Source organism: Rhizobium sp. JAB6, from assembly GCF_003024605.1.
GTDB lineage: Bacteria > Pseudomonadota > Alphaproteobacteria > Rhizobiales > Rhizobiaceae > Rhizobium.
On sequence record NZ_PYJQ01000001.1, the window covers coordinates 689,770 to 712,151 of the forward strand.

Sequence of the window (22,382 nt, forward strand, 5' to 3'; positions counted from 1 at the left end):
CACGGTCTGAGAAGAAGCCTGCACGCGCGGCATATCTGCCGGGCACTTTTTGCTATTCCCTTCCTGTCATAGACGTGTTACCAGCCCTCGCCAACTTCCAAGCAACACTTGCAAGATCGCCCGGTAGACGATTCGTTCCGGGCTTTCCTGTTTTTCACAGACGAAGGAATTGGCCATGGCACGCATCATTGAAACGTCAACTGGGTTGGATGCTCTGACATTCGACGACGTGCTCCTGCAGCCGGGACACTCCGAGGTCATGCCGGGCCAGACGAATATCGCCACCCGCATCGCCCAGGACATCGAGCTCAACCTGCCGATCCTTTCCGCCGCCATGGATACGGTGACGGAAAGCCGCCTGGCGATTGCCATGGCTCAGGCGGGCGGCATGGGCGTTATCCACCGCAACCTGACGCCGGTGCAGCAGGCCGAAGAGGTCCGCCAGGTCAAGAAGTTCGAAAGCGGCATGGTGGTCAATCCTGTCACCATCGGCCCGGATGCGACACTTGCCGAGGCGCTTGCCCTGATGAAGGCGCATGGCATTTCCGGTATCCCGGTCGTCGAAAAGTCGCATCGCCTCGTCGGCATCCTCACCAACCGCGATGTCCGCTTTGCGTCCGACCCCTCGCAGAAAATCTACGAGCTGATGACCCGCGAAAATCTGGTCACGGTTGCCGAAAGCGTCCAGCAGCAGGAAGCCAAGCGCCTGCTGCACAAGCATCGCATCGAAAAGCTGCTCGTCGTGGATGGCGACGGCCGTCTGGTCGGCCTGATCACCGTCAAGGATATCGAGAAGTCGCAGCTCAACCCGAACGCCTCGAAGGATGCGCAGGGCCGCCTTCGCGCCGCTGCCGCCATCAGCGTCGGCGATGACGGTTTCGAGCGCGCCGAACGCCTGATCGAGGCCGGCGTCGACCTCCTGGTCGTCGATACCGCCCATGGTCACTCGCAGCGCGTTCTCGATGCCGTTACCCGCGTCAAGAAGCTTTCCAACTCCGTCCGCATCATGGCCGGCAATGTCGCCACCTATGACGGTACGCGGGCGCTGATCGATGCCGGTGCTGATGCAGTCAAGGTCGGTATCGGCCCGGGCTCCATCTGCACGACCCGTATCGTCGCCGGCGTCGGCGTGCCGCAGCTCGCCGCCATCATGTCGGCTGTGCAGGCGGCACAGGATCAGAACATCCCCGTGATCGCCGACGGCGGCATCAAGTTCTCCGGCGACCTCGCAAAGGCGATCGCCGCCGGCGCATCCGCCGCCATGATCGGTTCGCTGCTTGCCGGCACGGATGAAAGCCCGGGCGAGGTCTATCTCTACCAGGGCCGCTCCTTCAAGGCCTATCGCGGCATGGGCTCCGTCGGCGCCATGGCGCGCGGCTCGGCTGACCGTTACTTCCAGGCCGAGGTCCGTGACACGCTGAAGCTCGTTCCGGAAGGCATCGAAGGTCAGGTTCCCTATAAGGGCCCTGTCTCTGGCGTACTGCATCAGCTCGCAGGCGGCCTCAAGGCGGCCATGGGCTATGTCGGCGGTGCCGATCTCAAGCAGTTCCAGGAGCGGGCCACCTTCGTGCGCATCTCCGGCGCGGGCCTGCGCGAAAGCCACGCCCATGACGTGACGATCACCCGCGAAAGCCCGAATTATCCGGGCGCCGGCGGCTGATCGATGGCGGATCGCGCTTCGGACAATGCTAGCTCCTTGCAGGGCTTGGCGGCGATCCTTGCGGCTCTTTCCCTAGCACTCTTCGCCTGGATCCAGGCCGGCTTCGTCAGGGCATTCAGCGATGCCGCAGCCGGCCAGCAGATGCTGGATGCGCGCATCGGTGGCTATGAGCGCGAAGACGTCGTCGCCATGCTGCGCTATCTCAGGGATCATCCCGATCCGGCCGCGATCCTGCATTCCATGTATCTCGGGCCGGAACTGGTCTTTCCGCTGATATTGGGCGGGTTGCTGTTTTGCCTGGTGCGGCTGATCGGCCCCGGCGGTTTTTTCTTCGGCCGGCCGATCCCGCCTGGCGCTACCACAATCATCTTCTGCCTGCCAATCTTCTACACCCTTGTCGATTACGTCGAAAATATCGCCGGCCTCTTGCTTTATCCGCCGGCTGCGCCCTCCGATGCCATGATATCGCTGCTGGCGAACCTGCTGCCGATCATCGTTCGGCTGAAATTCCTGACGCTTGTTGTGACGGTTATTCTGCTGGCCCGCTTCGCGATTTTTCGCTACCTCTCGCCGGACGGCTCCAGACCGTCCTGATCGACTACAGCGCCGCGCCTCATACGTGACACGCAAAGCTCGCTGTAGCATTTTAGATCTACTGTCTAGCTTTGTCCTTCAATCGATTCTGATTTAAGGACAAAGCTAGACAGTGGTTCGGCTTTCGGAAGGTCAAAGGAGTTGGCGGCGTGACAGGCTACGAAATGTTCTGGCCCATGGTGGCGCATGCGGTATTGGTTTTCATCCTCTATGCGCTCCTGGGATGGCGCCGCCGCGTGTTGGTAAAGGCCGGCCGCATCCAGCCAGCGCAATTCCGCGAAAACCATGCAGCCGACGAGCCCGCGGAAAGCCTGGTGGTGCGCAACAGCCTCGCCAATCAGTTCGAGCTTCCCTTGCTCTTTCATGTCTGCTGTATCGTCCTATACACCGCTCAGGCGGATAATCTGCCGGCCGTGATCCTCGCCTGGATCTTCGTCGTCACGCGCTACGCGCATGCTTTCGTGCATGTGACCAGCAACGATCTGCGCTACCGCAGCCCCCTCTTCGCTCTTGGTTTTGCGGCTCTGGTCTGCATGTGGGGCTGGCTTGGCATCTGGCTCGCCTTCTCCTGAGGTGCCTGCATTGCCGCAAGCCGCAACCTGCGGTAACGTTTTTGTGTTTTTCCTTTACCGTTGCGCTGGGACCTGCTGACCTATCTTGTCAGCGAGTGGCGGGCTGCTTACTGCCTGCAGCCGGGGAAACAGGAGAATAGGATCATGAGCACGGAAAAGCCAGTCGTGACGCAGGCGATGATCAACGCCTATGACGAATACACGCATCTGACGCTCGACCGTCGGAGTTTCATGGAAAAGCTGACCAAGCTCGCGGGCTCGGCAGGCGCCGCCGCTGCCATCGCGCCGCTGCTGGCTGCCAATCAGGCGAGCGCCGAGATCATTGCCGCCGATGATGACAGGCTGGAGGCAAAGGATGTGACCTATGCCGGCACCAAGGGCGAGATGAAGGGCTATCTCGTCCGTCCGAAAGACGCCACGGGCAAGCTCGGCGGTGTCATCGTCATCCACGAGAACCGCGGCCTCAATCCACACATCCGCGATGTCGCCCGGCGTGTGGCGCTGGAAGGCTTCATGGCGCTGGCGCCGGATTTCCTCACTCCGCTCGGCGGCACGCCTGAGGACGAGGACAAGGCGCGCGACATGTTCACCAATCTCGATCCAGCATTGACGGCCGCCAACGCCGAGGCGAGCCTGACCTATCTCGCCAAGCTCGATGGGGCCAACGGCAAGGTCGGCGCCGTCGGCTTCTGCTGGGGCGGCGGCCTCGTCAACCGTTTCGCGACCATCTCGCCCGAGCTGAAGGCAGGTGTCGCCTATTACGGCGCGCAGCCGCCGGCAGGTGACGTGCCGAAGATCAAGGCTGCCCTTCTGTTGCATTACGCCGGGTTGGACGATCGCATCAATGCCGGCATCGAGGCCTATCGCAAGGAGCTGCAGGCAACTGGCAAGACCTTCGAAATCTTCGTCTATGAAGGCGTCAACCATGCCTTCAACAACGATACTTCGGCTGCCCGCTATGACAAGAAAGCTGCCGACCTAGCCTGGGGTAGAACCGTCGATTTCCTGAGGAAATATCTATCCTAGAACGATATGGGTCCGTGACGCGGGCTTACCGGTTGCAAGGGCCGAAACCCTATTCCGGCCCTCGTTCCGGAGTTCGCGCCGGCTCCTAAGTGATGATTAAAATTCGATTTTTTCCGTTTACGCGCATTGAACCCGTCAAGTGCCATAGCGTCGGGCGCACTTGAACGCCGTTTAGTGCCAGAATGAAACGGGAAGAGCATGAATCCGGATAATCCCGACCGTATCACGTTCCGAAGGAGGCCGCAGCAGGAGCGAAGCATCCAGCGTGTCGATGCCATCCTGTCGGCCGCAGCCGCGCTGATCGCCGAAAAGGGGGTGAGCGCAATGAAGATGACCGAGCTGGCTGCGGTCGCCGCAATCCCGATCGGCTCCGTCTATCAGTATTTTCCGGACAAGGCGGCGATCGTCCGCGCCTTGCTCGATCGGCATTCCAGCCGGATCCGGCAAAAGGTCGGAGAGACTTTTGCCCTCGTGACATCGCTCGATCATGCCATCGAGCTCGTCTGCGCCATGGTCGATTGGTACTATCGCGAGTTTCGCAGCGATCCAGCCTATCTCGGCGTCTGGCTCGGCACGGATATCGACAGGGATATCCTCCAGCTTAACATGCAGCACAGCGATCGCGTCGCCGAAATTTTCCTGGGGAGCATCCGGCCCTTCCTGCCGGCCGGAAGCCGCATCGACCTTGAGGCGCGCACGCAACTGTTCAGCCATCTGATCGGTGCATCCATTCGCTTCGCCATCATGAGCGAGGAGGAAATGGCGCTTCGCATGCTGTGTGAATGGAAGCAGGTGATACGCGCCACCTTGCTGGCGGAGCCGGCGTAGTGACGTTTTCCGAAGGCGATTGTCTGCCGACCTCCGGGCTCACCAGCCGGGCAGAATGTGCCCGGCGCGCAGCCGCGGGTAGAAGCGCGTATAGGTTTTCACATCGCCATCGAGATCGTCATCCACCGCTGCCGGCGTGATGTTGTCGAGGCAGGCCGAGATATGGGCCGTAATGGCGTTCATCAGCGATACCGAAAGCCCAGCCCGCTTCATGATGCCGATCTGCACCGGCGGCAGCGGCGGGAAGCCGTCCGCCTGGCTCAGCACCTTCATGCCGGTGCGCAGGGCCGATTCCGGCATGACCGATACCGCCATGCCGGCAAGCACGGCAGCGGCAACCACCGTGCAGGACCAACTGGTGAACAGGATCTGGTAGTCGCGGCCGCCGGCGTCGAGCGCAGAGCAGGCAAGCTGCCGCCATTGACAGTCGCGTCGCCCCACGGCGAGCGGAATGGGTGCATCGTCGCGCAGCGGATGGTTGGCCGAGCCAACCCAGCAGAGCGGCTCCGTTCGAACCACGTCGGACATGCGTTCGCGTGGATTGTGGGTGACGAGCGCGATATCGAGCTCGCCGCGATGCATCCGCTCGGCGAGATCGACTGAGGGTTCGCAGACAATATAGAGCTCGACATTCGGATGTGTTTTTGCAAAGCGGCCGATGATTTCGGGCATATAGCGGTCGGCATAATCGTCCGGCGTGCCGATGCGCAGCGTGCCCTCGAGCCGGTTGTCATCGAAGGCGGCCATCGCCTCATTGTTGAGGCGGATGATGCGGCGCGCATAGTTCAGCAGCTTTTCGCCTTCGGCCGTCAGGCGGTTGCCACGACCGTCCTTGATGAAGAGCTGCTTGCCGACACGCTCTTCCAGGCGGCGCATCTGCATGGAGACGGCCGACTGCGTCTTGAATACCCGATCCGCCGCCTTGGTGAAGCTGCCAGAATCGACGATGGCGATGAAGGTCTGCAACTGATCGATATCAAGCGGCGCGGACATGGGTTTACCTATAAAGGAGTTTGATAGTTATCATTAGAAACATTCGTTGGACTGATCAATAGGCCTTTGGCATCTTCCTAATGCAATTCAGCATACCAATCGCACAGAACTCTTGTCGAACTCCTCCCGGCCTATGCCCTTTTCCGATCATCGGAAAGGGGCTTGGCTGACGCGCGTGCCTCAAGGAAAGGAATACGGAAATGCGCACGACAGATCGGACACTTGACCTCGGTTTGGCAACGTCATCGCTGTCGCTGACGGCACGCATGATGATTGCTTTGGGCAATGTCGCATCGATCTGGCGCGCAATCCGGAATCGTAAGGAAATCGAATATCTGAATGAGTTGAACGACAGTCAGCTGCGCGATATCGGCCTCACGAGGCAGGATTTGAACGTTGCGCTGACCACCTCGACCTTCTTCGGAGATCCGTCCGGCCATCTCACCAATTCGGCGCGCCGGTGCGCGCGCCTCTCCGCCTTCAGCAGCTTTAGAGGCTGATGGCGGACAATAGTTTCCCCGCAGGGTGATAGCCAATAAGCCCTGCCTCTTTCCCGGTGTTCGGCCCAAGGGCCAACACCGGGTTTTTTCTTTCTGAAGGCCGTGTCGCGTCATAGATCGTGCGCGGGCAAGTTGCTTCCGGCGGCAACTGTCTTATCTAACGACCTGATCCGAACAGTAGGGGAGCGATAATGGCAACGGTGATCTTCTTCCATTCCGTCTATGGTCTGCGCTCGCTCGAGCATGAGGCGGTGGAACGGGCGCAGGCAGCCGGCCACAAGGCTTTCGCGCCGGATCTCTATGACGGGCTGATCGCGCGATCCATCGAAGAAGGGTTCGAATTCAAGGACGAAATCGGCTGGCAGACAATCTGCGAACGCGCCGAATGGGCGCTGGCGGGCCTGCCGGCCTCGACCGTATTGGCCGGCTTCTCAATGGGGGCCGGCGTTATCTCCAGCCTCTGGCCCAGGCGGGAAAAGACGGACGGCATCCTTTTGCTGCACGGCGTCGCCCCGATCGCCGAAAATGCGCGGAAGGGCCTGCCCTTGCAGCTGCATTTGGCCGAACCGGACCCGTTCGAACCGGAGGAAGACGTGGCCGCCTGGCGGCAGACCGTCGAGCGCTCCGGGATCGCTGCGGAGATTTTCCGATATCCGGGCGTCGGCCATCTCTACACCGATGCCAGCCTGCCCGATTACGATGCCAAGGCGGCCAATCTCACCTGGAAGCGGGTCATCGATTTTCTCGATGCCGTCGACGCCAGGAGTTGAACTTGGCTCCGTCTATGCGCGCGGCACTTGAACTGAAGGCACTGGTCGCCTAGTTTAGGTGCACCCGCAATACCAACAGGATGTGTGCAATATGGATTCCACTTCGACCGCAATGCCGTTCAGCCTTGCCATCGGGGAAATTCATGCTCATGCCCATATCCATCGTTCTATCCAATCTTTCGTGGTCCACGCCTGACGGCCGGCCGCTCCTTTCCAATCTCGATCTGAGCTTCGGTGCCGAACGTACCGGTCTTGTCGGACGCAACGGCGTCGGCAAGACGACGCTGATCAAGCTCGTCTGCGGCGAACTGCAGCCGCAATCCGGCAGCATCTCGTTCAACGGCCGATTGGGGATCCTGCGCCAGAGCGTGCAGGTCGCGGCAAACGAGACGGTTGCCGATCTCTTCGCCGCGAGCGAGGCCCTTGCCGTGCTGAAGCGTGCGGAAGCGGGCGAGGCAACCAATGACGAACTCGCTTCAGCGGACTGGACGCTCGAGGCGCGTATAGCCGCAGCGCTTGACCGCGTCGGGCTCGATGTTACTCCCGAAACGCCGCTCGTGGCGCTGTCGGGAGGACAGCGTACGCGGTGCGGGCTTGCTGCACTCATCGCCGACGATCCCGATTTCCTGATCCTCGACGAACCCACCAACAATCTGGATCGCGACGGTCGGGTCGCGGTGATCGATCTGCTTGCGGGCTGGCGGGCAGGCGCGATCGTCATCAGCCATGACCGTGAATTGCTCGACACCATGGATGCGATCGTCGAACTGACCTCGCTCGGTGCATCGCGCTACGGCGGCAACTGGAGCCAATATCGCGAGCGCAAGGCGCTGGAGCTTTCCGCCGCAGAGCATGATTTTGCGGAAGCGGAGAAGCGTGTTGCCGAGGTGGAAAAAAGCGCCCAGGCAGCCGTCGAACGGCAGGCACGGCGGGACAAGGCAGGCCGGAAGATGGCGGCAAAAGGCGGTATTCCCCGCATCATGCTTGGCGGTTTGAAGGAGCGGGCCGAGATGACGAGCGCCGAAATCTCGCGGCTTGCCGAACGCCGCCGCGCCCAAGCCTTGCAGGATGCTGCCGCCGCTCACGAAAAGATCGAGATCCTGCAGCCCCTGACCGTGAAGCTGCCGACATCCGGGCTGCCGGCAAACAGGATCGTCCTCAGGATGGAAGACATCACCACCGGCTACGAGCCGGAACGGCCGATCCTGCGCGACTTCAATTTCATCATCACGGGGCCGGAGCGTGTAGCGATTACCGGGCCGAACGGGTCAGGCAAGACGACGCTGCTGGCGTTGATTTCAGGTGCGCTGAAGCCCTGGAGCGGAACGGTACGGGTGGTCCATTGCGCCCTGCTGGATCAGCGAGTGAGCCTGCTTGATCCGTTGCTGTCGATCCGCGATAATTTTCGCAGGATCAACCCGGATGCGGACGAGAATGCCTGCAGGGCCGCGCTCGCGCGCTTCATGTTTCGGGCCGATACCGCGCTGCAGATCGTCTCCAGCCTCAGCGGCGGCCAGCTTCTGCGGGCGGGGCTTGCCTGCGTGCTTGGTGGCGCGGCGCCGCCTTCGCTGCTGATCCTTGATGAACCGACCAATCATCTGGACATCGATTCCATTGCCGCGGTCGAAGCGGGGCTTCGAGCCTATGACGGCGCGCTTCTAGTCGTCAGCCACGACGAGGTGTTTCTCGAGAATATCGGAATAAAGAGACGGCTCGAATTGCCTGCCCGAGCCGTCTCGGATCGATGAGGGTGCGTCAGGCGTGGTCGGCACGGGCGATGCGATCGAGTTGGGCGATCGCATCTTGCGGCAGCTTGAGTTCAGCGGCCGCGAGATTCTGCCTGAGGTGATCAAGCGACGAGGTGCCTGGGATGAGCAGGATGTTCGGCGCCCGCTGCAGCAGCCAGGCAAGAGCCACCTGCATGGGCGTCGCATTCAGCCGGGCAGCCACATCGGAGAGAGCCGAGGATTGCAGTGGCGTGAAGCCGCCGAGCGGGAAGAAGGGCACATAGGCGATGCCATCGCGTTCCAGTTCATCGACCAGTGCGTCATCCGTGCGCTGCGCCAGATTGTAGAGATTCTGTACGCAGACGATCTCGGTGATCTTCCGGCCCTCGGCGATCTGGTTGCGCGTGACGTTGCTCAGCCCGATATGGCGCACCAGGCCCTGCCGCTTGAGCTCGGCAAGGGCGGTCAGTGGCGCCTCGATCGAACCCTCGCTCGGGTGATGCGGGTTGAGCATGACGCGAAGATTGACGACATCGAGCACGTCGAGCTGCAGATTGCGCAGATTGTCGTGCACCGCCTGCTTCAGCTCATCAGCGGAGAAGGCCGGCAGCCAGGAGGCATCGGCGCCGCGCCGCGCGCCGATCTTGGTGACGATGACGAGATCGTCGCCATAGGGATGGAGCGCCTCCCGGATCAATTGATTGGTCACATGCGGACCGTAGAAGTCGCTGGTGTCGATGTGGTTGACGCCTGATGCGATGGCTTCACGCAGGACCGCGAGCGCGGTGTCACGGTCTTTCGGCGGGCCGAATACGCCGGGCCCTGCGAGCTGCATGGCGCCGTAGCCGAGCCGTTTGACCTTTCGGTCCCCGAGGGTGAAGCTTCCGGATTGATCGATGCTGGACATGCTATCTCCTTTTCACGATGAAAACAGAAATAGGCTCAGTCTCGGTGTGTGATAATCGGGTGCGATCCGCACGGCCTGTGCGGAATAACGAACAATGGGTGGAATTGAAAGCGGCGGGCTGAGCGTTACTTCTGTTTCGGCGCCGGCTTGTCCTCGCTCTTCAAATAGCTGTCGAAGATGGCTTCCATGTTCTTCTGATAATTCTTCTGCACTTCAAGGCCGCTGTCGAACATGGCGTTGAACATCTCGGTATAGGCGGCCATGTCGACGCCTGTGGCAGGCTTGGGCGTCGGCTCCTCCTTCGGAGGCTCGGCCGGCATCGGGAAGTTCCTCATCATGTCCTGAAAGGCTTGGGCAAAGGGATTGTCGAGGAAGGGATTGGTCGGCGCCGGCTTCTCGCGCTTGACCGCATCGGCGCCGAACATCAGCTCCATCGCCTGGGTGAAGGGATTGTCGAAGATGCTCGCCTGCGGCGTCGGCTGCTGCTTGGGCGCAAAGCCGATGCTCTGCAGCCAGCCCTGCATCATCTCGCCCATAGAGGTGTTGAGGAAAGGGTTGGCCATCTGCGGGATCTGGCCGCTCGTTTCCTTGAAGAGGCCGCCCATCAGCGTATCGGCCATGACAGGCAGCATGCGTTTGTAGATTTCCTGGCCGATGCCGGTCATCTGCGCCGCCTGGGCGGCAATCGCGCGCGACACATCCTTCGAACCGAACAGCCGTCCGAGCACGGCATTGCCGTCGGCAATGCCCTCGGGCGTAAAGGCCTTGGTCATGTCTTCGAAATATTTGGCATAATTGCCCGAGCTGATGTCCTGCATCACGCCCATGAAATTATAGGGATCGGCGGCGCTGCGCTTGAAACCGGAGGAAAAGGCCGGCATCAGCGCGGCCATCGCCTTCGTCGCCTGCTCCTGCGCCAGATTGAACTGCTTGGCCATGGCCTCCGTGGCGGCGCCATTCTGTGCCTGCATCATCATGTCGAAGAGTGGCAGCATCGAAGTCCCTTTCCCCGCTATGAGGCCGCTTCGGAATCAGGCGGCGCTTGCTTGCAGCAGTATAGCGGGAAAAAAGGGGGCGCCTACCGGTTTCTGTCCTGACCTGACGGGGCAACGACGGCAGGCGATCGCCTATCAATATTGATATTCCTCGAAGATCGGCTCGACCGACTGGTTCCAGCGGCCATTGTAAAGCATCAGCAGATCGTCGGCGAGGGTGCCCTTCTTGGCAAGCACCTCTTCGAGCGGCGAAAGGAAGACGGTTTCGTCCTGGCCGTCGCCATTCAAGCGCTTGCGGTTCTTCAGGCCAAGACGGGAAATGCCGACCACGTCGCGTGCGATATCAAGCAGGCCGTGGCCCTTGATGGAAGCCTTCAGCCCCTGTGCCGGCACGGCATCACGCAGCGCGTTGACCTCTTGGAGGTTCCAGTCCTTGGTCAGTTCGTCGGCCGCCGCCAGTGCCTCGTCGTCATAGAGCAGGCCGACCCAGAAGGCCGGCAACGCACAGATGCGGCGCCACGGGCCGCCGTCGGCGCCGCGCATTTCGAGGAAGCGCTTGAGGCGGACATCCGGGAAAAGGGTGGAGAGATGGTTCGTCCAGTCGCCCATCGTCGGTTGCCAATCCGCGATTTCGCCCTTCAGCGCTCCATCCATGAACTGGCGGAAGGTGACATGCGTACAGTCGTGATAGCGGCCGTCGCGAACGACGAAATACATGGGAACGTCCAGCGCCCATTTCACATAGTCTTCAAATCCGAAATCGTCGCGGAAGGTGAAATCGAGCAGGCCGCCGCGGCGGTTGTCGGTATCTTTCCAGATTTCGCCGCGCCAGGAGGAAAGCCCGTTCGGCTTGCCTTCGGTGAAGGGAGAGGAGGCAAAGAGCGCCGTTGCCAGCGACTGCAGCTTCATCGACACGCGCATCTTGCGGCGCATGTCGGCTTCCGACGAGAAGTCGAGGTTCACCTGGATGGTGCAGGTGCGGTACATCATGTCGAGACCCTTGGTGCCGACCTTCGGCATGTAGCGGGTCATGATGTCGTAGCGCGATTTCGGCATGCGCGGGGTTTCGGCGAGCGTCCACTTCGGGCTGCCGCCGACGCCGAGGAAGCGGATACCCATCGGCTCGGCGATCTCGCGCACCGTCGCCAGGTGATTGTTCGATTCCTTGCAGGTCTGGTGAATGGTTTCGAGCGGCGCGCCGGAGAGCTCGAACTGACCGCCCGGCTCGATCGAGATCGCACCCATGCCGGAGGGCTCGCCGAGCCCGATGATGTTGTCGCCGTCCATGATCGGGTCCCAGCCGCTCTTCTTCTGCAGGCCCTTCAAGAGCGCAGAGATGCTGGCCTCGCCGAAATAGGGGACCGGGCTGTTGTCGGCGCGGAAGAACACGAATTTTTCGTGTTCGGTGCCGATGCGGAATTTCTCTTTCGGCTTGTTGCCGGCGGCCAGATACGCCGTCATTTCCGAGACCGAGGAGAGCGGGGTCTGGTCGGTGGTATCGCGCGCCATGGTATTACCTTAGATCTCGGAAAAGAACCCGCGCCAGCCGCAGGTCAATAGGAGGGTGATTGACGCGGATTGAGGTACGGTGCAAGTGAATTTCTTTCAAGGGTCGTTCAAAAAAATAGGATTTTATGTCTCGCAAGTGCATCACAACTGCGGCAGCCGCTGGCATATTTGCACAAGCGTTCAAGACACATCGCTATCAACGACGATAGTTTTACTCCGTCGACATTGAACGGAACATATCGATGAACGGTACGAACGCCCTTTACTATTCCATGCTGACACTACTGCTGGCCTCGCTGGTCATCATGGGCAGTCCAGGCCCGTCCACGATCAGCGCGACGGCAATGGGCGCGGCCTACGGTTTCCGGCGGTCGCTCGCCTATGTCTCCGGTCTCATCGCAGGCACCGTCGCGGTCTTGCTGGCCGTCGCCGCCGGCGTCGTTGCAATCCTGCTGTCCGTGCCACACGGCGCCTTGGCGCTGACGGCGGTTTCCGCCGTCTATATCCTCTATCTCGCCTTCAAGATCGCCACGGCGCCGCCGCTGTCTCGCCGCAACGATCAGGTCACGGTGCCCACCTTTTCCGGTGGGTTCCTGCTCGCCGTCGCCAATCCCAAGGCCTATCTGGCGATTGCCGCCGTCTTCGCGGGCGTCAGCCTGTTTCCGGATGAGCGGGCGCTCGACGCTACTGTGAAAATTATCCTGCTCGCGGCCATGATCATCGCCATTCATATGGTCTCGCTTCTTCTCGGCGCTTCCCTATCCCGTTTCCTGCGAGACCCGAAAATCTCACGGATCGTCAACATCTCGCTGGCGATCCTGCTGATCGTGGCAACCGTCGTCGCCGTACTGGAGTGAAGCCTCAATTCCAATCGCCGATCGCGGCCTGGATCACCGCCATGGCAGCGACGGCGGCCGTATCGGCGCGCAGGATGCGCGGCCCGAGCGGAATGGCCGTGACGAAATCGAGGCTGCGCAGCAGGGCGCGCTCCTCTTCCGAAAAGCCGCCCTCGGGCCCGACCATCAGCGCCAGATGTTTCTCCTTGACCTGCGTCAGCAGCGGCAGCGGATTCTGGCCGGCATCGCCCTCGTCGCAATAGATGATGCGGCGTTCGCGCGGCCAGCTTGCCAGCAGATCGGTGAGCTTCACCGGCTCGGCGACGTCGGGAATGCCGAGAATGCCACATTGCTCGGCAGCCTCGATGACATTGGCCCTGACCTTGTCGAGATTGGTGATCTTGCCCTGCACATGCTGCGTCATGACCGGTTGCAGCAGCCCGGCACCCATCTCCACCGCCTTCTGGACGAGGTAATCGAGCCGTCCTACCTTTAGCGGCGCGAAGAGATAATGCAGGTCGGAAGGGGCCGGCTGGGGCCGTGTTTCCTCCAGCGGCGTCAGCAGGATGCGCTTGCGTGTCGGGAAGGAGACGCCGGCTTTCCACTCTCCGTCGCGGCCGTTGAAGATCAGGAGTTCGGCACCATCCTCCATGCGCAGCACGTTGGCGAGATAGTTGAACTGGTCATGGTCCGCCTCGATGGCGGCGCCTGCCTTGATGCCTGATGTCACGAACAGCCGCTGCATGCGGAAATTGGCGCGCATGGATGATCCCCGGATTGCCTAGAACGATGAGATAAAGCGGTTCGAAGATTCGGAGGGCGCCGAACCGCTCTAAATGAAGAGCGCGACCATAACCCAATATACGACGGCAGCAAGCAGGGCAGCGACCGGCACGGTGATCGCCCAGGCGGCGATGATGGTCATGAAATGCGAGCGGCGCACGAGCCGCCGGCGATGAACCTCATCGGGATTGCGCTCTTCGCTGGTTTCCGGCTCGTTCCAGGGGATGCCCGCCGCCTCCGCCTTTTTGCGCATATAGGCGAGCCGCCGTTTTGAATGGACGGTGGACCACTCGCGGAAGAAGCCGACCCCGAAGACCGCGCCGACGGCGATATGGGTCGAGCTCACCGGAAAGCCGAACCAGGCGGCAATGATGACGGTAAGGGCCGCAGAAACGGCGACGCAATAGGCCCGCATAGGATTGAGTTTGGTGATCTGTTCGCCGAGAAGACGAATGAGCCGCGGTCCGTAGAGCAGAACGCCGACCGAGATGCCGCAGCCGCCGATCATGACGACCCAGAAGGGTGCCTTCTGCGCCGCCGTTTCCGCGAAGACATTGAGCGAGACGCCAAGTCCGATGTCACGGACGATCGCGGCCAGCGGCCCGATGGCATTGGCGACGTCGTTGGCGCCATGCGCGAAGGACATGAGGGCCGCCGAGCAGATCAACGGCAGGCGGAAAAGCTTGCGCAGCGAGCTGTTCTTGTTTTCGAGTCCGGCCGACTGTGCTTTGACCAGCGGTCGCGCCCCCAGCCAGGCGATGATGCCGACCCCCAGGCCGATCGCCAGATTGAGGATATTGGGTATCGCGCCTTTGGGTTCGAGCTGGACCACGAGATAGCCAGAGAAAGTACCGGCCATCAGCCCGATCAGGATGGGAATCCAATATCTGGCGGCGGCGATCTTGTCGTCACGATAGATGATGCAGGTCTCGATGAAATAGAGGATGCCGGCCGCGATGGTGCCGCCGAGAAAGGGTGTGATGACCCAGCCTGCGGAAATCGCCGCCAGCATGTTCCAATTCACGAGTTCCGGGCCGGCGGCGGCTGCACCTGCGCCGACCACGGCGCCCACGATCGTATGTGTGGTCGAAACCGGCGCCTTTCGCCAGGTGGCTAAATTGATCCAGAGGGCTGCGGCGAGAAGTGCGGCCATCATCAGCCATGCAAGCTTGCCGATGCTGATGATGCGGTTGGTGTCGACGATATGCGTCGAGATCGTGTTGATGACCGGGCCGCCGGCGATCGTCGCGCCGAGGATCTCGAAGATGGCGGCCATGACCAGGGCCTGTGTCATGGTGATCGCACGCGCACCGACCGCCGCGCCGACATTGTTGGCGACATCTTTCGCGCCGATGTTCATAGCCATGTAGCCGGCAAGGGCAACGGCGGCAAAGATCAGCGTCGCGCGCGGCTGGTCGAGCACGTAGATACCGGCAAAGACCATGGCAAGGCCGAGAAAGATCAGGCCGATGCCCGGCGCCACCAGACGCCTCGCGACGTGATGGGTAGCGTCCTCGACATAGGTGAATTTGTCGAGGTCCTTGTCGAGCGTCCTCTTTACTGGTGTGGCCGGTCGGTCGGGCATTCAATTCTCTGGATCAAAACTCTCGTATTGCGCTCACCGATGAGGCGCGCAATAGCCGCCCCGCACACTGGCACAGTTTTTTGTGACGAATGTGGCTTATTTCGCCTGGATCTCAGCGGAAGCGGCTGTCATCCGCTGGGCGAAGGCAAGAATGAGATCGTGCAGCTCCGGTTCGCGAACACGTTCGGCGGCTTCCTCGAAGGAGACCCACTCCATGGAGCGCTCACCCTTTTCCTTGAAGTTCTTCGCGAGTTCGCTGACTTCGAGGGCGTAGACCTGCACCCGGCACGGCACCTGAATGCCATCCTTCAGCACCTTGTCATAGCCGAACGAGCCGAGCGGTTCGGTTTCCACCACGCCGCGCACCCCTGCCTCCTCATAGGCCTCGCGGGCGGCGACCTCGTGGGAGAGCTTGCCCGGCATCGGCCATCCCTTGGGAATGACCCAACGCCCGGTGTCGCGGCTGGTCAGCAACAGCATCTCGAATTGACCCGTCTTCTTCTTCACCCGATAGCAGAGCGCAGCATATTGCTGTCGCGGCGGACGCCGAAACATGAGTTGCACATCATTTGCTATGCGGCTGAGAAAGGCCAATTGTCGGTTCACCTTTAAGAGTTGGAGTGACGGCTCGATTCTATATTATCACGGTGGAGAAAAATTTTGCGCTCTATAGAGGGCTATATGGTATTTCCCCACACATTTATTGAGTGCTGCGTAGATAAAAATATAAAGATTTGCCTTCTGATATTCGCCAGCCCTTATGCTGAAAGCGACATTCCACAACGGTTGCGTGCCGCAGATGGCGCAATTGGCAAAGCAGCGGTGCTTTCATTCTGGAAGGAAAGATAAAAGCCCGCCCGTCGCTGTCGCATTCGGCATTCCGCCGACTTCGCGGTCTTGCGCGCTAAGCATCAGGTTCCGGCAAGCGCCTCCGGCAGCAATCGATCATAGAGTGCCGCCATCTCGTCGCCGAAACAGCAGAAGATGATCTCATCGAAGGCGCCATCCGTGCTTTCGGCTAGGGCGGTGCGGATCGCAATCCTGGCGGCCGGCTCGGCGGGAAAGCGGTAGATGCCGGTCGAAATCGCCGGAAAGGCGATGGTCCTCAGACCGTGTTGCCGGGCAAGGCCGAGGCTGTTGCGATAGCAGCCGGCAAGCAGCTCCTCTTCGCCACGGTCTCCACCATTCCAGACCGGACCGACCGTATGGATCACCTGCCTCGCCGGCAGGCGATATCCGCCCGTTATCTTTGCCTGTCCGGTCCTGCAGCCGTTCAGTGTCCGGCATTCCGCTAAGAGATCCGGTCCGGCGGCACGATGGATCGCGCCATCCACTCCACCGCCACCGAGCAGGCTGTTGTTGGCCGCGTTGACGATCGCATCGACCTTCAGCGCCGTGATGTCGCCGAGCGCCACCGTGAAGCGCGTCTTCGAATTTGGGGCGAGATCGGAACGGATGGTCTCAGGTGCGGACATGATGGCGGTCTCCTCGAGCCTTAAATGACTCTATCGCTCCCAATAGGGAACGGGGCCGTAAAGTTCCGCCAGAAAATCGATGAAGACGCGCACTTTGGCCGGCAGGAATTGCCGGCTCGGGTAAACGGCCGAGAGCGTCACATTGTGCGAGCCTTCATAGGCCGGCAGCACCTGTACGAGGCGGCCGTCGCGCAGTTCCGGCCCGATATCCCAGGTCGAGCGCAGCGCGATGCCGAGCCCGGCAATGACGGCTTCGCGCACGACCTCACTGGAATTGGTGATGAGCCTGCCCTCGGGGCGGAAGATCAGGCTGCCTTTCGGCCCCTCCAGCCGCCACGGATCGAGATTGTGCGCGGGCAGGCAGATATGCCGGCGCAGATCGTCGATATCTTCGGGCATGCCGTGGGCGTCGATATAGGCAGGCGAGGCGCAGAGCACGCGGCGCACCGGCGCAAGCCTGCGGGCGACGAGACTGGAATCCGTCAATTCGGCGATGCGGATGGCAAGATCGAAGCCGCCGCCGACGATATCGACGAATTCATCGCTGAGCACGAGATTGAGTGCCAGTTCGGGGTGGGCCTGCATGAAGGACTTTAGGTGCGGCGCGATGTGCAGCCGCCCGAAGGATGTCGGGGCGGAGATTTTCAGCGTGCCATGCATCTGCGAGGAGCGCCCGGCAATATAGGCTTCCGCCTCTTCCAGCCCGGCGAGAATGGCGAGCACGCGATCGTAGAAGCCCTGGCCGGCTTCCGTCAGCGAAATCTGCCGCGTCGTGCGCTGCAGGAGCCGGGTGCCGAGCCTGTCTTCCAGGCGCTTGATGCGCTTGGAAATGACGGCGGGCGAGAAACCGAGTGAACGTCCCGTCAGAGACATGCTGCCGGTCGCAACGACGCTGGCGAAGATTTCGAGATCTCCTAAATTCGTCATGCAGAATTATTTCCTGTTTTGGAATAAGTGCTTATCATTTGCTCCAAACTTGGGAAAGCGCTAAGCCTATAATGCGCTAAAAGGGCTGTATCCGTGCAAGGATGCAGGAGGAGGACGGCATGGCCGAGGCCATTTCATTTCTGGAGCCGCGTGCGGATGTTCTGGCGCGCCGCAGCGCGATCGTTGCCGATCTCGCCGATCTCCTGGCGCCGGAATGCCTGATTCACGAGCAGCGTGAGCTCGTGCCTTTCGAAACCGATGCCTTCGTGTCCTATCGCCGCCTGCCGCTCGCCGTCGCTCTGCCCCGCTCGACGGCGGAAGTGGCGGCCGTCATGAAATATTGCCATCGCTACGGCATTCCCGTCGTGCCGCGCGGTGCTGGCACGTCGCTGTCGGGCGGTGCCATCCCGCAGGAAGATGCGGTCGTCCTCGGCCTCTCCAAGATGAACCGCATCCTCGATATCGATTATGCCAACCGCACGGCGACGGTGCAGGCGGGAGTGACGAACCTGCATGTTTCCGAAAGCGTATCGGCCGACGGTTTCTTCTATGCGCCCGATCCGAGTTCGCAGCTTGCCTGCACCATCGGCGGCAATATCGGCATGAATTCCGGCGGCGCGCATTGTCTGAAATACGGCGTCACGACCAACAATCTGCTCGGCGTCAAGCTGGTGCTGACCGACGGCACCGTCATCGATCTCGGCGGGAAGGCGCTGGATGCGCCTGGCTACGATCTGCTCGGCCTCGTCTGCGGCTCCGAAGGCCAGCTTGGCATCGTTACCGAGGCGACGGTACGGCTCATCGCCAAGCCGGAAGGCGCCCGGCCGGTGCTCTTCGGTTTCGACAGCTCCGAAGAAGCAGGCGCCTGCGTCGCAGATGTGATCGCCGCCGGTATCGTGCCGGTCGCGATCGAATTCATGGACAAGCCGGCGATCGAGATCTGCGAAGCCTTTGCCAAGGCCGGTTATCCGCTTGACGTCGAGGCTCTGCTGATCGTCGAGGTCGAAGGCTCCGAAGCGGAAATGGACGATATGCTTGCGAGCATCGTTGCCATCGCCCGCGCTCACAGGGTCAAGACCGTGCGCGAATGCCAGTCGGCAACGGAAGCGGCCCTGATCTGGAAAGGCCGGAAGTCAGCCTTCGGCGCTACAGGGCGCATCGCCGACTATATCTGCATGGATGGCACCGTGCCGCTCAGCCAGCTCTCCTATGTGCTGAAGAAGACAAGCGAGATCGTCGACGGCTACGGTCTGCGCGTCGCCAATGTTTTCCATGCCGGCGATGGCAACATGCATCCGTTGATTCTCTTCAATGCCAACGACCCCGAAGACGCCGCCAAGGCCGAAGCGGCCGGCAACGACATCCTGCGGCTCTGTGTCGATGCCGGCGGCTGTCTCACCGGCGAGCATGGCGTCGGCATCGAGAAACGCGACCTGATGCGGCATCAATATGCCGATGTCGATCTTGCCCAGATGATGTCGGTTCGCGCAGCTTTCGACCCCGGCTGGATCCTCAATCCCTCCAAGGTCTTCCCACTCGAAGGGCGCAACGCCGCATGACTGAATTTCTTCCGAGAACCGAGGAGGAAGCGGCTTCCATCATCGGTGATCATGCCGCGCGCGGCGCGGCCCTTGCAATCGTCGGCGGCAATACGCGATCCGGCTTCGGCAATGCAGTCGTGTCCGAAGCGGTACTCTCATCCCGCGATCTTGCCGGCATCGTCGCCTACAATCCGGGTGAGATGGTGATGACGGCCCGCGCCGGCACGCCGGCCGCCGAGATCGAGGCCGCTCTTGCCGAAGCCGGTCAGATGATGGCCTTCGAGCCCATGGATCACAGGCCACTGATGACGACGGAAGGCGAGCCGACGATCGGCGGCGTTTTCGCCGCCAATGTCTCCGGCCCGCGCCGTTTCGTCAGCGGCGCGGCGCGCGACAGCCTGCTTGGCGTCCGCTTCGTCAATGGCAAGGGCGAGATCGTCAAGGCCGGCGGGAGGGTGATGAAGAATGTCACCGGCCTCGATCTGGTCAAGCTGATGGCCGGATCACACGGCACCCTCGGCCTTTTGACCGAGGTAACGTTCCGCGTGCCGCCGAAGCCGAAGACGGAGGAGACGATCGTCCTTTCCGGCATCAACGATGCGGAAGCCGCAAACGCCATGGCTGCGGCCATGGCTCTGCCGCTCGAAGTCTCGGGCGCCGCTCATCTGCCCTTGACCGTCGCCTGGTCCTTTCTCGACGGCAGGCTGCCGCAAGGCGAGGCGACGGTGCTGCGCATCGAAGGTCTTCCCCGCTCTGTCGCGGTCCGCGGTGAAAAGCTTGCGGCTGCCATGGGCCGGCTCGGGCCGGTGAAGCGTCTCGAAGAGGATGACAGCCGCCGGCTCTGGCGCGAGATTCGCAATGTGAAGCCCTACGCCGATGGCACCTCCCGTCCTGTCTGGCGCGTCTCGGTCGCTCCCGGCATCGGCCACCGACTTGTCGCGGCCCTTCGCCTGGAGGAGGGCGTGGATGCCTATTATGATTGGCAGGGCGGGCTCGTCTGGATGCGCATGGAAGCCGAGCCGGAGGGCGATATGCTCAGGCGCTACATTCATGCGCTTGGCGGCGGGCACGCCACCCTGATGCGCGCCACCCCAGCCCATCGCGCCACGACGGCGGCCTTCCAGCCGCAGCCGGAGTCCGTGGCGCTGCTGTCTGCGCGCATAAAGGAAAAATTCGATCCGGCGGGGATTTTCAATCCAGGGAAGATGGGGTGATGCGGATGGAGTCTTTTCTACGATTGCCCCTCACCCTAACCCTCTCCCCGCAGGCGGGGAGAGGGAACGACCTCATTTGTGGCGCCTTATCGGCTCGAGAGAGATTGAGGAATGACGGAGAGTGCGTCTATGCCCTTCTCCCTGTTGATACGGGGAGAAGGTGGCCGCCCTTCGGCAAAAGCTCAGGAGGCCGGATGAGGGGCACGATCTTGCTCGAACGGGGACACGTGTAAATGCAAACCAATTTCACGCCCGAACAGCTTGCCGATCCGCATGTAGCCGAGTCCGAAGCGATCCTGCGCAAATGTGTGCATTGTGGCTTCTGCACCGCCACCTGTCCGACCTATGTGACGCTCGGCAACGAGCTCGACAGCCCGCGCGGCCGCATTTACCTCATCAAGGATATGCTGGAAAACGGCCGGCCCGCCGATGCCGAGGTGGTGACCCATATCGACCGCTGCCTTTCCTGTCTCGCCTGCACGACGACCTGTCCCTCCGGCGTCGATTATATGCACCTGATTGATCATGCCCGTGTTCATGTCGAAAACACCTATAAGCGCCCACTGATGGATCGGCTGACCCGCAATATGCTGGCAGCCGTCTTGCCCTATCCCGGCCGGTTCCGACTGGCCTTGCGGCTTGCAAGCCTCGGCCGGCCGTTCAAGGGGCTGTTGAAGCGCGTTCCGGCCTTGAAGGCTTTCGCCGCCATGCTGGATCTTGCGCCGCGCAGCATTCCCGCGCCATCGCCTCTTGCGAGGCCGGGGTTGCATGCACCGCAGGACGAGAGGCGCGGTCGCGTGGCGATCCTGACCGGTTGCGCCCAGCCGGTGCTCGATCCGGAAATCAACGCAGCCACCATCCGTCTGCTGACGCGTCTCGGCGTCGAGGTCGTCGTGCCGGAGGGGGAGGTCTGCTGCGGTTCACTGGTCCACCATATGGGGCGTGAGGAACAGGCGCTTGCCGCCGCCCGCGCCAATGTCGATGTCTGGATAGGCGAGATCGAGGCCGGAGGGCTCGACGCCATCATCATCACCGCGTCCGGCTGCGGCACGACGATCAAGGACTACGGCCACATGCTGCGCCTCGATCCGGTCTATGCCGAAAAGGCCGCCCGGGTTTCGGCGCTCGCCAAGGACATCACCGAATATCTTACAAGCCTCGATTTGCCATCGCATATGCCGCGCGGCATCACCGTCGCCTATCATTCCGCCTGCTCCATGCAGCACGGGCAGAAGATCACCATGGCGCCGAAGCTCCTGCTGAAAGCCGCGGGCTTTACGGTGCGTGACCCGGCGGAAGGGCATCTGTGCTGCGGCTCAGCCGGCACCTACAACATCATGCAGCCGGAGATCTCGGCCGAGCTGAAGGCACGCAAGGTCCGGAATATCGAGGCGACGAAAGCCGACATCATCGCGACGGGCAATATCGGCTGCATCACGCAGATCGCCACGGGAACGGCAATTCCCATTTTGCATACGGTGGAACTGCTGGATTGGGCCTATGGCGGCGAAATGCCCGCGAAACTGAGGGGCCTGCAGCCGGCGGCCGCCTAATGCAGCTTGTCTGGCGTCGGCAGACGGTGTGCCTGCCATTCGCCTTCGAATCTGTCGGCAGCGATGCGCGTCATGCTGATGCGATCCTGGCCTTCCTCGAAGAACATGCCGTCCGCGAGGCCGGCTATTCCGTCGTAAAACGAGCCTTCGACCAGGCTGGTGATGCGTTGCATCTCATGTTCGCGACCGGAAACATCGGCAACCGACATGCATTGCCGGCGACCATCGGCAAACACGTCGATCAGCCGGGGAACATCGCCGGTGATGTCAACCTCGTAATAAACGATGACCGGCTCCTCGCTTTCCGGATGGATCCAGTCGCATCTGTAATAGGAAAAGCTCATGTGCTGGAACATAGCACAGGATCCCCCAAGCCTGAACCGGTTT

At 61.5% G+C, this 22,382-nt stretch carries 22 protein-coding genes; 12 read left to right on the forward strand and 10 right to left on the reverse strand.

Annotated elements, in window-relative coordinates:
• Positions 1 to 175: 175 nt before the first annotated feature.
• The 5 genes from guaB to C7U61_RS03385 all read left to right on the forward strand — a co-directional run bounded on the left by guaB (position 176) and on the right by C7U61_RS03385 (position 4,680).
• Positions 176 to 1,660, forward strand: a complete 1,485-nt coding sequence (gene guaB, locus C7U61_RS03365) for an IMP dehydrogenase (RefSeq protein ID WP_106996691.1) — start codon at positions 176 to 178, stop codon at positions 1,658 to 1,660.
• 3 nt (positions 1,661 to 1,663) lie between these two features.
• Positions 1,664 to 2,254 carry a hypothetical protein gene (locus C7U61_RS03370; protein WP_106996692.1) on the forward strand — a complete coding sequence of 197 codons (591 nt, stop codon included), beginning with the start codon at positions 1,664 to 1,666 and terminating at the stop codon, positions 2,252 to 2,254.
• A 149-nt stretch (positions 2,255 to 2,403) separates the two neighbouring features.
• On the forward strand, positions 2,404 to 2,826 hold the full coding sequence (locus C7U61_RS03375) for an MAPEG family protein (RefSeq protein ID WP_106996693.1): 423 nt from the start codon (positions 2,404 to 2,406) through the stop codon (positions 2,824 to 2,826).
• A gap of 144 nt (positions 2,827 to 2,970) precedes the next feature.
• Positions 2,971 to 3,852 carry a dienelactone hydrolase family protein gene (locus C7U61_RS03380; RefSeq protein ID WP_106996694.1) on the forward strand — a complete coding sequence of 294 codons (882 nt, stop codon included), beginning with the start codon at positions 2,971 to 2,973 and terminating at the stop codon, positions 3,850 to 3,852.
• A 198-nt stretch (positions 3,853 to 4,050) separates the two neighbouring features.
• A complete protein-coding gene (locus tag C7U61_RS03385; protein ID WP_106996695.1) occupies positions 4,051 to 4,680 on the forward strand; it encodes a TetR/AcrR family transcriptional regulator in 630 nt (209 codons plus the stop codon).
• A 39-nt stretch (positions 4,681 to 4,719) separates the two neighbouring features.
• Here C7U61_RS03385 and C7U61_RS03390 read toward each other — a convergent pair whose 3' ends face one another.
• Positions 4,720 to 5,673 carry a LysR substrate-binding domain-containing protein gene (locus tag C7U61_RS03390; protein WP_106996696.1) on the reverse strand — a complete coding sequence of 318 codons (954 nt, stop codon included), beginning with the start codon at positions 5,671 to 5,673 and terminating at the stop codon, positions 4,720 to 4,722.
• Between the two features lie 200 nt (positions 5,674 to 5,873).
• Here C7U61_RS03390 and C7U61_RS03395 point away from each other — a divergent pair, with 200 nt between their 5' ends.
• The 3 genes from C7U61_RS03395 (at position 5,874) to C7U61_RS03405 (ending at position 8,691) form a co-directional block, all read left to right on the forward strand.
• Positions 5,874 to 6,173, forward strand: a complete 300-nt coding sequence (locus C7U61_RS03395; protein WP_106996697.1) for a DUF1127 domain-containing protein — start codon at positions 5,874 to 5,876, stop codon at positions 6,171 to 6,173.
• A 191-nt stretch (positions 6,174 to 6,364) separates the two neighbouring features.
• A complete protein-coding gene (locus C7U61_RS03400; RefSeq protein WP_106996698.1) occupies positions 6,365 to 6,943 on the forward strand; it encodes a dienelactone hydrolase family protein in 579 nt (192 codons plus the stop codon).
• Between the two features lie 149 nt (positions 6,944 to 7,092).
• Positions 7,093 to 8,691 carry an ABC-F family ATP-binding cassette domain-containing protein gene (locus tag C7U61_RS03405; RefSeq protein WP_106996930.1) on the forward strand — a complete coding sequence of 533 codons (1,599 nt, stop codon included), beginning with the start codon at positions 7,093 to 7,095 and terminating at the stop codon, positions 8,689 to 8,691.
• Positions 8,692 to 8,698: 7 nt separating this feature from the next.
• On the opposite strand, the gene C7U61_RS03410 is transcribed toward C7U61_RS03405, so the two are convergent.
• The 3 genes from C7U61_RS03410 to C7U61_RS03420 all read right to left on the reverse strand — a co-directional run bounded on the left by C7U61_RS03410 (position 8,699) and on the right by C7U61_RS03420 (position 12,081).
• Positions 8,699 to 9,577, reverse strand: coding sequence for an aldo/keto reductase family oxidoreductase (locus C7U61_RS03410; protein ID WP_106996699.1), 879 nt, complete (start codon positions 9,575 to 9,577; stop codon positions 8,699 to 8,701).
• A gap of 125 nt (positions 9,578 to 9,702) precedes the next feature.
• Positions 9,703 to 10,572 carry a DUF937 domain-containing protein gene (locus C7U61_RS03415; RefSeq protein WP_106996700.1) on the reverse strand — a complete coding sequence of 290 codons (870 nt, stop codon included), beginning with the start codon at positions 10,570 to 10,572 and terminating at the stop codon, positions 9,703 to 9,705.
• Between the two features lie 135 nt (positions 10,573 to 10,707).
• Positions 10,708 to 12,081: a glutamate--cysteine ligase gene (locus tag C7U61_RS03420; protein ID WP_106996701.1), complete on the reverse strand. Its 1,374-nt coding sequence runs from the start codon at positions 12,079 to 12,081 to the stop codon at positions 10,708 to 10,710.
• Positions 12,082 to 12,323: 242 nt separating this feature from the next.
• Here C7U61_RS03420 and C7U61_RS03425 point away from each other — a divergent pair, with 242 nt between their 5' ends.
• Positions 12,324 to 12,938, forward strand: a complete 615-nt coding sequence (locus C7U61_RS03425) for a LysE family translocator (RefSeq protein ID WP_106996702.1) — start codon at positions 12,324 to 12,326, stop codon at positions 12,936 to 12,938.
• Positions 12,939 to 12,942: 4 nt separating this feature from the next.
• Here the strand turns inward: C7U61_RS03425 and C7U61_RS03430 are convergent, their stop codons facing one another.
• The 5 genes from C7U61_RS03430 to C7U61_RS03450 form a co-directional block, all read right to left on the reverse strand.
• A complete protein-coding gene (locus C7U61_RS03430; RefSeq protein ID WP_106996703.1) occupies positions 12,943 to 13,680 on the reverse strand; it encodes a 16S rRNA (uracil(1498)-N(3))-methyltransferase in 738 nt (245 codons plus the stop codon).
• A gap of 69 nt (positions 13,681 to 13,749) precedes the next feature.
• Positions 13,750 to 15,285: an inorganic phosphate transporter gene (locus tag C7U61_RS03435; RefSeq protein ID WP_106996704.1), complete on the reverse strand. Its 1,536-nt coding sequence runs from the start codon at positions 15,283 to 15,285 to the stop codon at positions 13,750 to 13,752.
• A gap of 96 nt (positions 15,286 to 15,381) precedes the next feature.
• On the reverse strand, positions 15,382 to 15,879 hold the full coding sequence (locus C7U61_RS03440; protein ID WP_106996705.1) for an NUDIX hydrolase: 498 nt from the start codon (positions 15,877 to 15,879) through the stop codon (positions 15,382 to 15,384).
• Positions 15,880 to 16,196: 317 nt separating this feature from the next.
• Positions 16,197 to 16,760, reverse strand: a complete 564-nt coding sequence (locus C7U61_RS03445; protein WP_106996706.1) for an O-acetyl-ADP-ribose deacetylase — start codon at positions 16,758 to 16,760, stop codon at positions 16,197 to 16,199.
• A 30-nt stretch (positions 16,761 to 16,790) separates the two neighbouring features.
• A complete protein-coding gene (locus C7U61_RS03450; RefSeq protein WP_106996707.1) occupies positions 16,791 to 17,687 on the reverse strand; it encodes a LysR family transcriptional regulator in 897 nt (298 codons plus the stop codon).
• Positions 17,688 to 17,806: 119 nt separating this feature from the next.
• Here C7U61_RS03450 and C7U61_RS03455 point away from each other — a divergent pair, with 119 nt between their 5' ends.
• From C7U61_RS03455 to glcF, 3 genes are all read left to right on the forward strand, one after another.
• Complete coding sequence (locus C7U61_RS03455) at positions 17,807 to 19,246, forward strand: FAD-linked oxidase C-terminal domain-containing protein (protein WP_106996708.1); 1,440 nt, start codon at positions 17,807 to 17,809, stop codon at positions 19,244 to 19,246.
• On the forward strand, positions 19,243 to 20,442 hold the full coding sequence (locus C7U61_RS03460; protein WP_106996709.1) for an FAD-binding protein: 1,200 nt from the start codon (positions 19,243 to 19,245) through the stop codon (positions 20,440 to 20,442). The genes C7U61_RS03455 and C7U61_RS03460 overlap by 4 nt, the downstream gene beginning before the upstream one ends.
• Positions 20,443 to 20,675: 233 nt before the next feature.
• Positions 20,676 to 21,995: a glycolate oxidase subunit GlcF gene (gene glcF, locus C7U61_RS03470; RefSeq protein ID WP_106996711.1), complete on the forward strand. Its 1,320-nt coding sequence runs from the start codon at positions 20,676 to 20,678 to the stop codon at positions 21,993 to 21,995.
• Here glcF and C7U61_RS03475 read toward each other — a convergent pair.
• Entirely contained in the window at positions 21,992 to 22,351 is a 360-nt protein-coding gene (locus C7U61_RS03475; RefSeq protein WP_245410725.1) for a hypothetical protein, read from the reverse strand. The two genes, glcF and C7U61_RS03475, sit on opposite strands and share 4 nt — an antisense overlap.
• Positions 22,352 to 22,382 lie beyond the last annotated feature (31 nt).

Bases quoted from the DNA above. Each gene is read 5' to 3' on its own strand.
- C7U61_RS03425 (WP_106996702.1), top strand. From the start codon at position 12,324: ATGAACGGTACGAACGCCCTTTACTATTCCATGCTGACACTACTGCTG.
- C7U61_RS03445 (WP_106996706.1), bottom strand. From the start codon at position 16,760: ATGTCCGCACCTGAGACCATCCGTTCCGATCTCGCCCCAAATTCGAAG.
- C7U61_RS03380 (WP_106996694.1), top strand. From the start codon at position 2,971: ATGAGCACGGAAAAGCCAGTCGTGACGCAGGCGATGATCAACGCCTAT.
- guaB (WP_106996691.1), top strand. From the start codon at position 176: ATGGCACGCATCATTGAAACGTCAACTGGGTTGGATGCTCTGACATTC.
- C7U61_RS03385 (WP_106996695.1), top strand. From the start codon at position 4,051: ATGAATCCGGATAATCCCGACCGTATCACGTTCCGAAGGAGGCCGCAG.
- C7U61_RS03370 (WP_106996692.1), top strand. From the start codon at position 1,664: ATGGCGGATCGCGCTTCGGACAATGCTAGCTCCTTGCAGGGCTTGGCG.
- C7U61_RS03405 (WP_106996930.1), top strand. From the start codon at position 7,093: ATGCCCATATCCATCGTTCTATCCAATCTTTCGTGGTCCACGCCTGAC.
- C7U61_RS03395 (WP_106996697.1), top strand. From the start codon at position 5,874: ATGCGCACGACAGATCGGACACTTGACCTCGGTTTGGCAACGTCATCG.
- C7U61_RS03420 (WP_106996701.1), bottom strand. From the start codon at position 12,081: ATGGCGCGCGATACCACCGACCAGACCCCGCTCTCCTCGGTCTCGGAA.
- glcF (WP_106996711.1), top strand. From the start codon at position 20,676: ATGCAAACCAATTTCACGCCCGAACAGCTTGCCGATCCGCATGTAGCC.
- C7U61_RS03430 (WP_106996703.1), bottom strand. From the start codon at position 13,680: ATGCGCGCCAATTTCCGCATGCAGCGGCTGTTCGTGACATCAGGCATC.
- C7U61_RS03455 (WP_106996708.1), top strand. From the start codon at position 17,807: ATGGCCGAGGCCATTTCATTTCTGGAGCCGCGTGCGGATGTTCTGGCG.
- C7U61_RS03475 (WP_245410725.1), bottom strand. From the start codon at position 22,351: ATGTTCCAGCACATGAGCTTTTCCTATTACAGATGCGACTGGATCCAT.
- C7U61_RS03435 (WP_106996704.1), bottom strand. From the start codon at position 15,285: ATGCCCGACCGACCGGCCACACCAGTAAAGAGGACGCTCGACAAGGAC.
- C7U61_RS03390 (WP_106996696.1), bottom strand. From the start codon at position 5,673: ATGTCCGCGCCGCTTGATATCGATCAGTTGCAGACCTTCATCGCCATC.
- C7U61_RS03460 (WP_106996709.1), top strand. From the start codon at position 19,243: ATGACTGAATTTCTTCCGAGAACCGAGGAGGAAGCGGCTTCCATCATC.
- C7U61_RS03410 (WP_106996699.1), bottom strand. From the start codon at position 9,577: ATGTCCAGCATCGATCAATCCGGAAGCTTCACCCTCGGGGACCGAAAG.
- C7U61_RS03450 (WP_106996707.1), bottom strand. From the start codon at position 17,687: ATGACGAATTTAGGAGATCTCGAAATCTTCGCCAGCGTCGTTGCGACC.
- C7U61_RS03400 (WP_106996698.1), top strand. From the start codon at position 6,365: ATGGCAACGGTGATCTTCTTCCATTCCGTCTATGGTCTGCGCTCGCTC.
- C7U61_RS03415 (WP_106996700.1), bottom strand. From the start codon at position 10,572: ATGCTGCCACTCTTCGACATGATGATGCAGGCACAGAATGGCGCCGCC.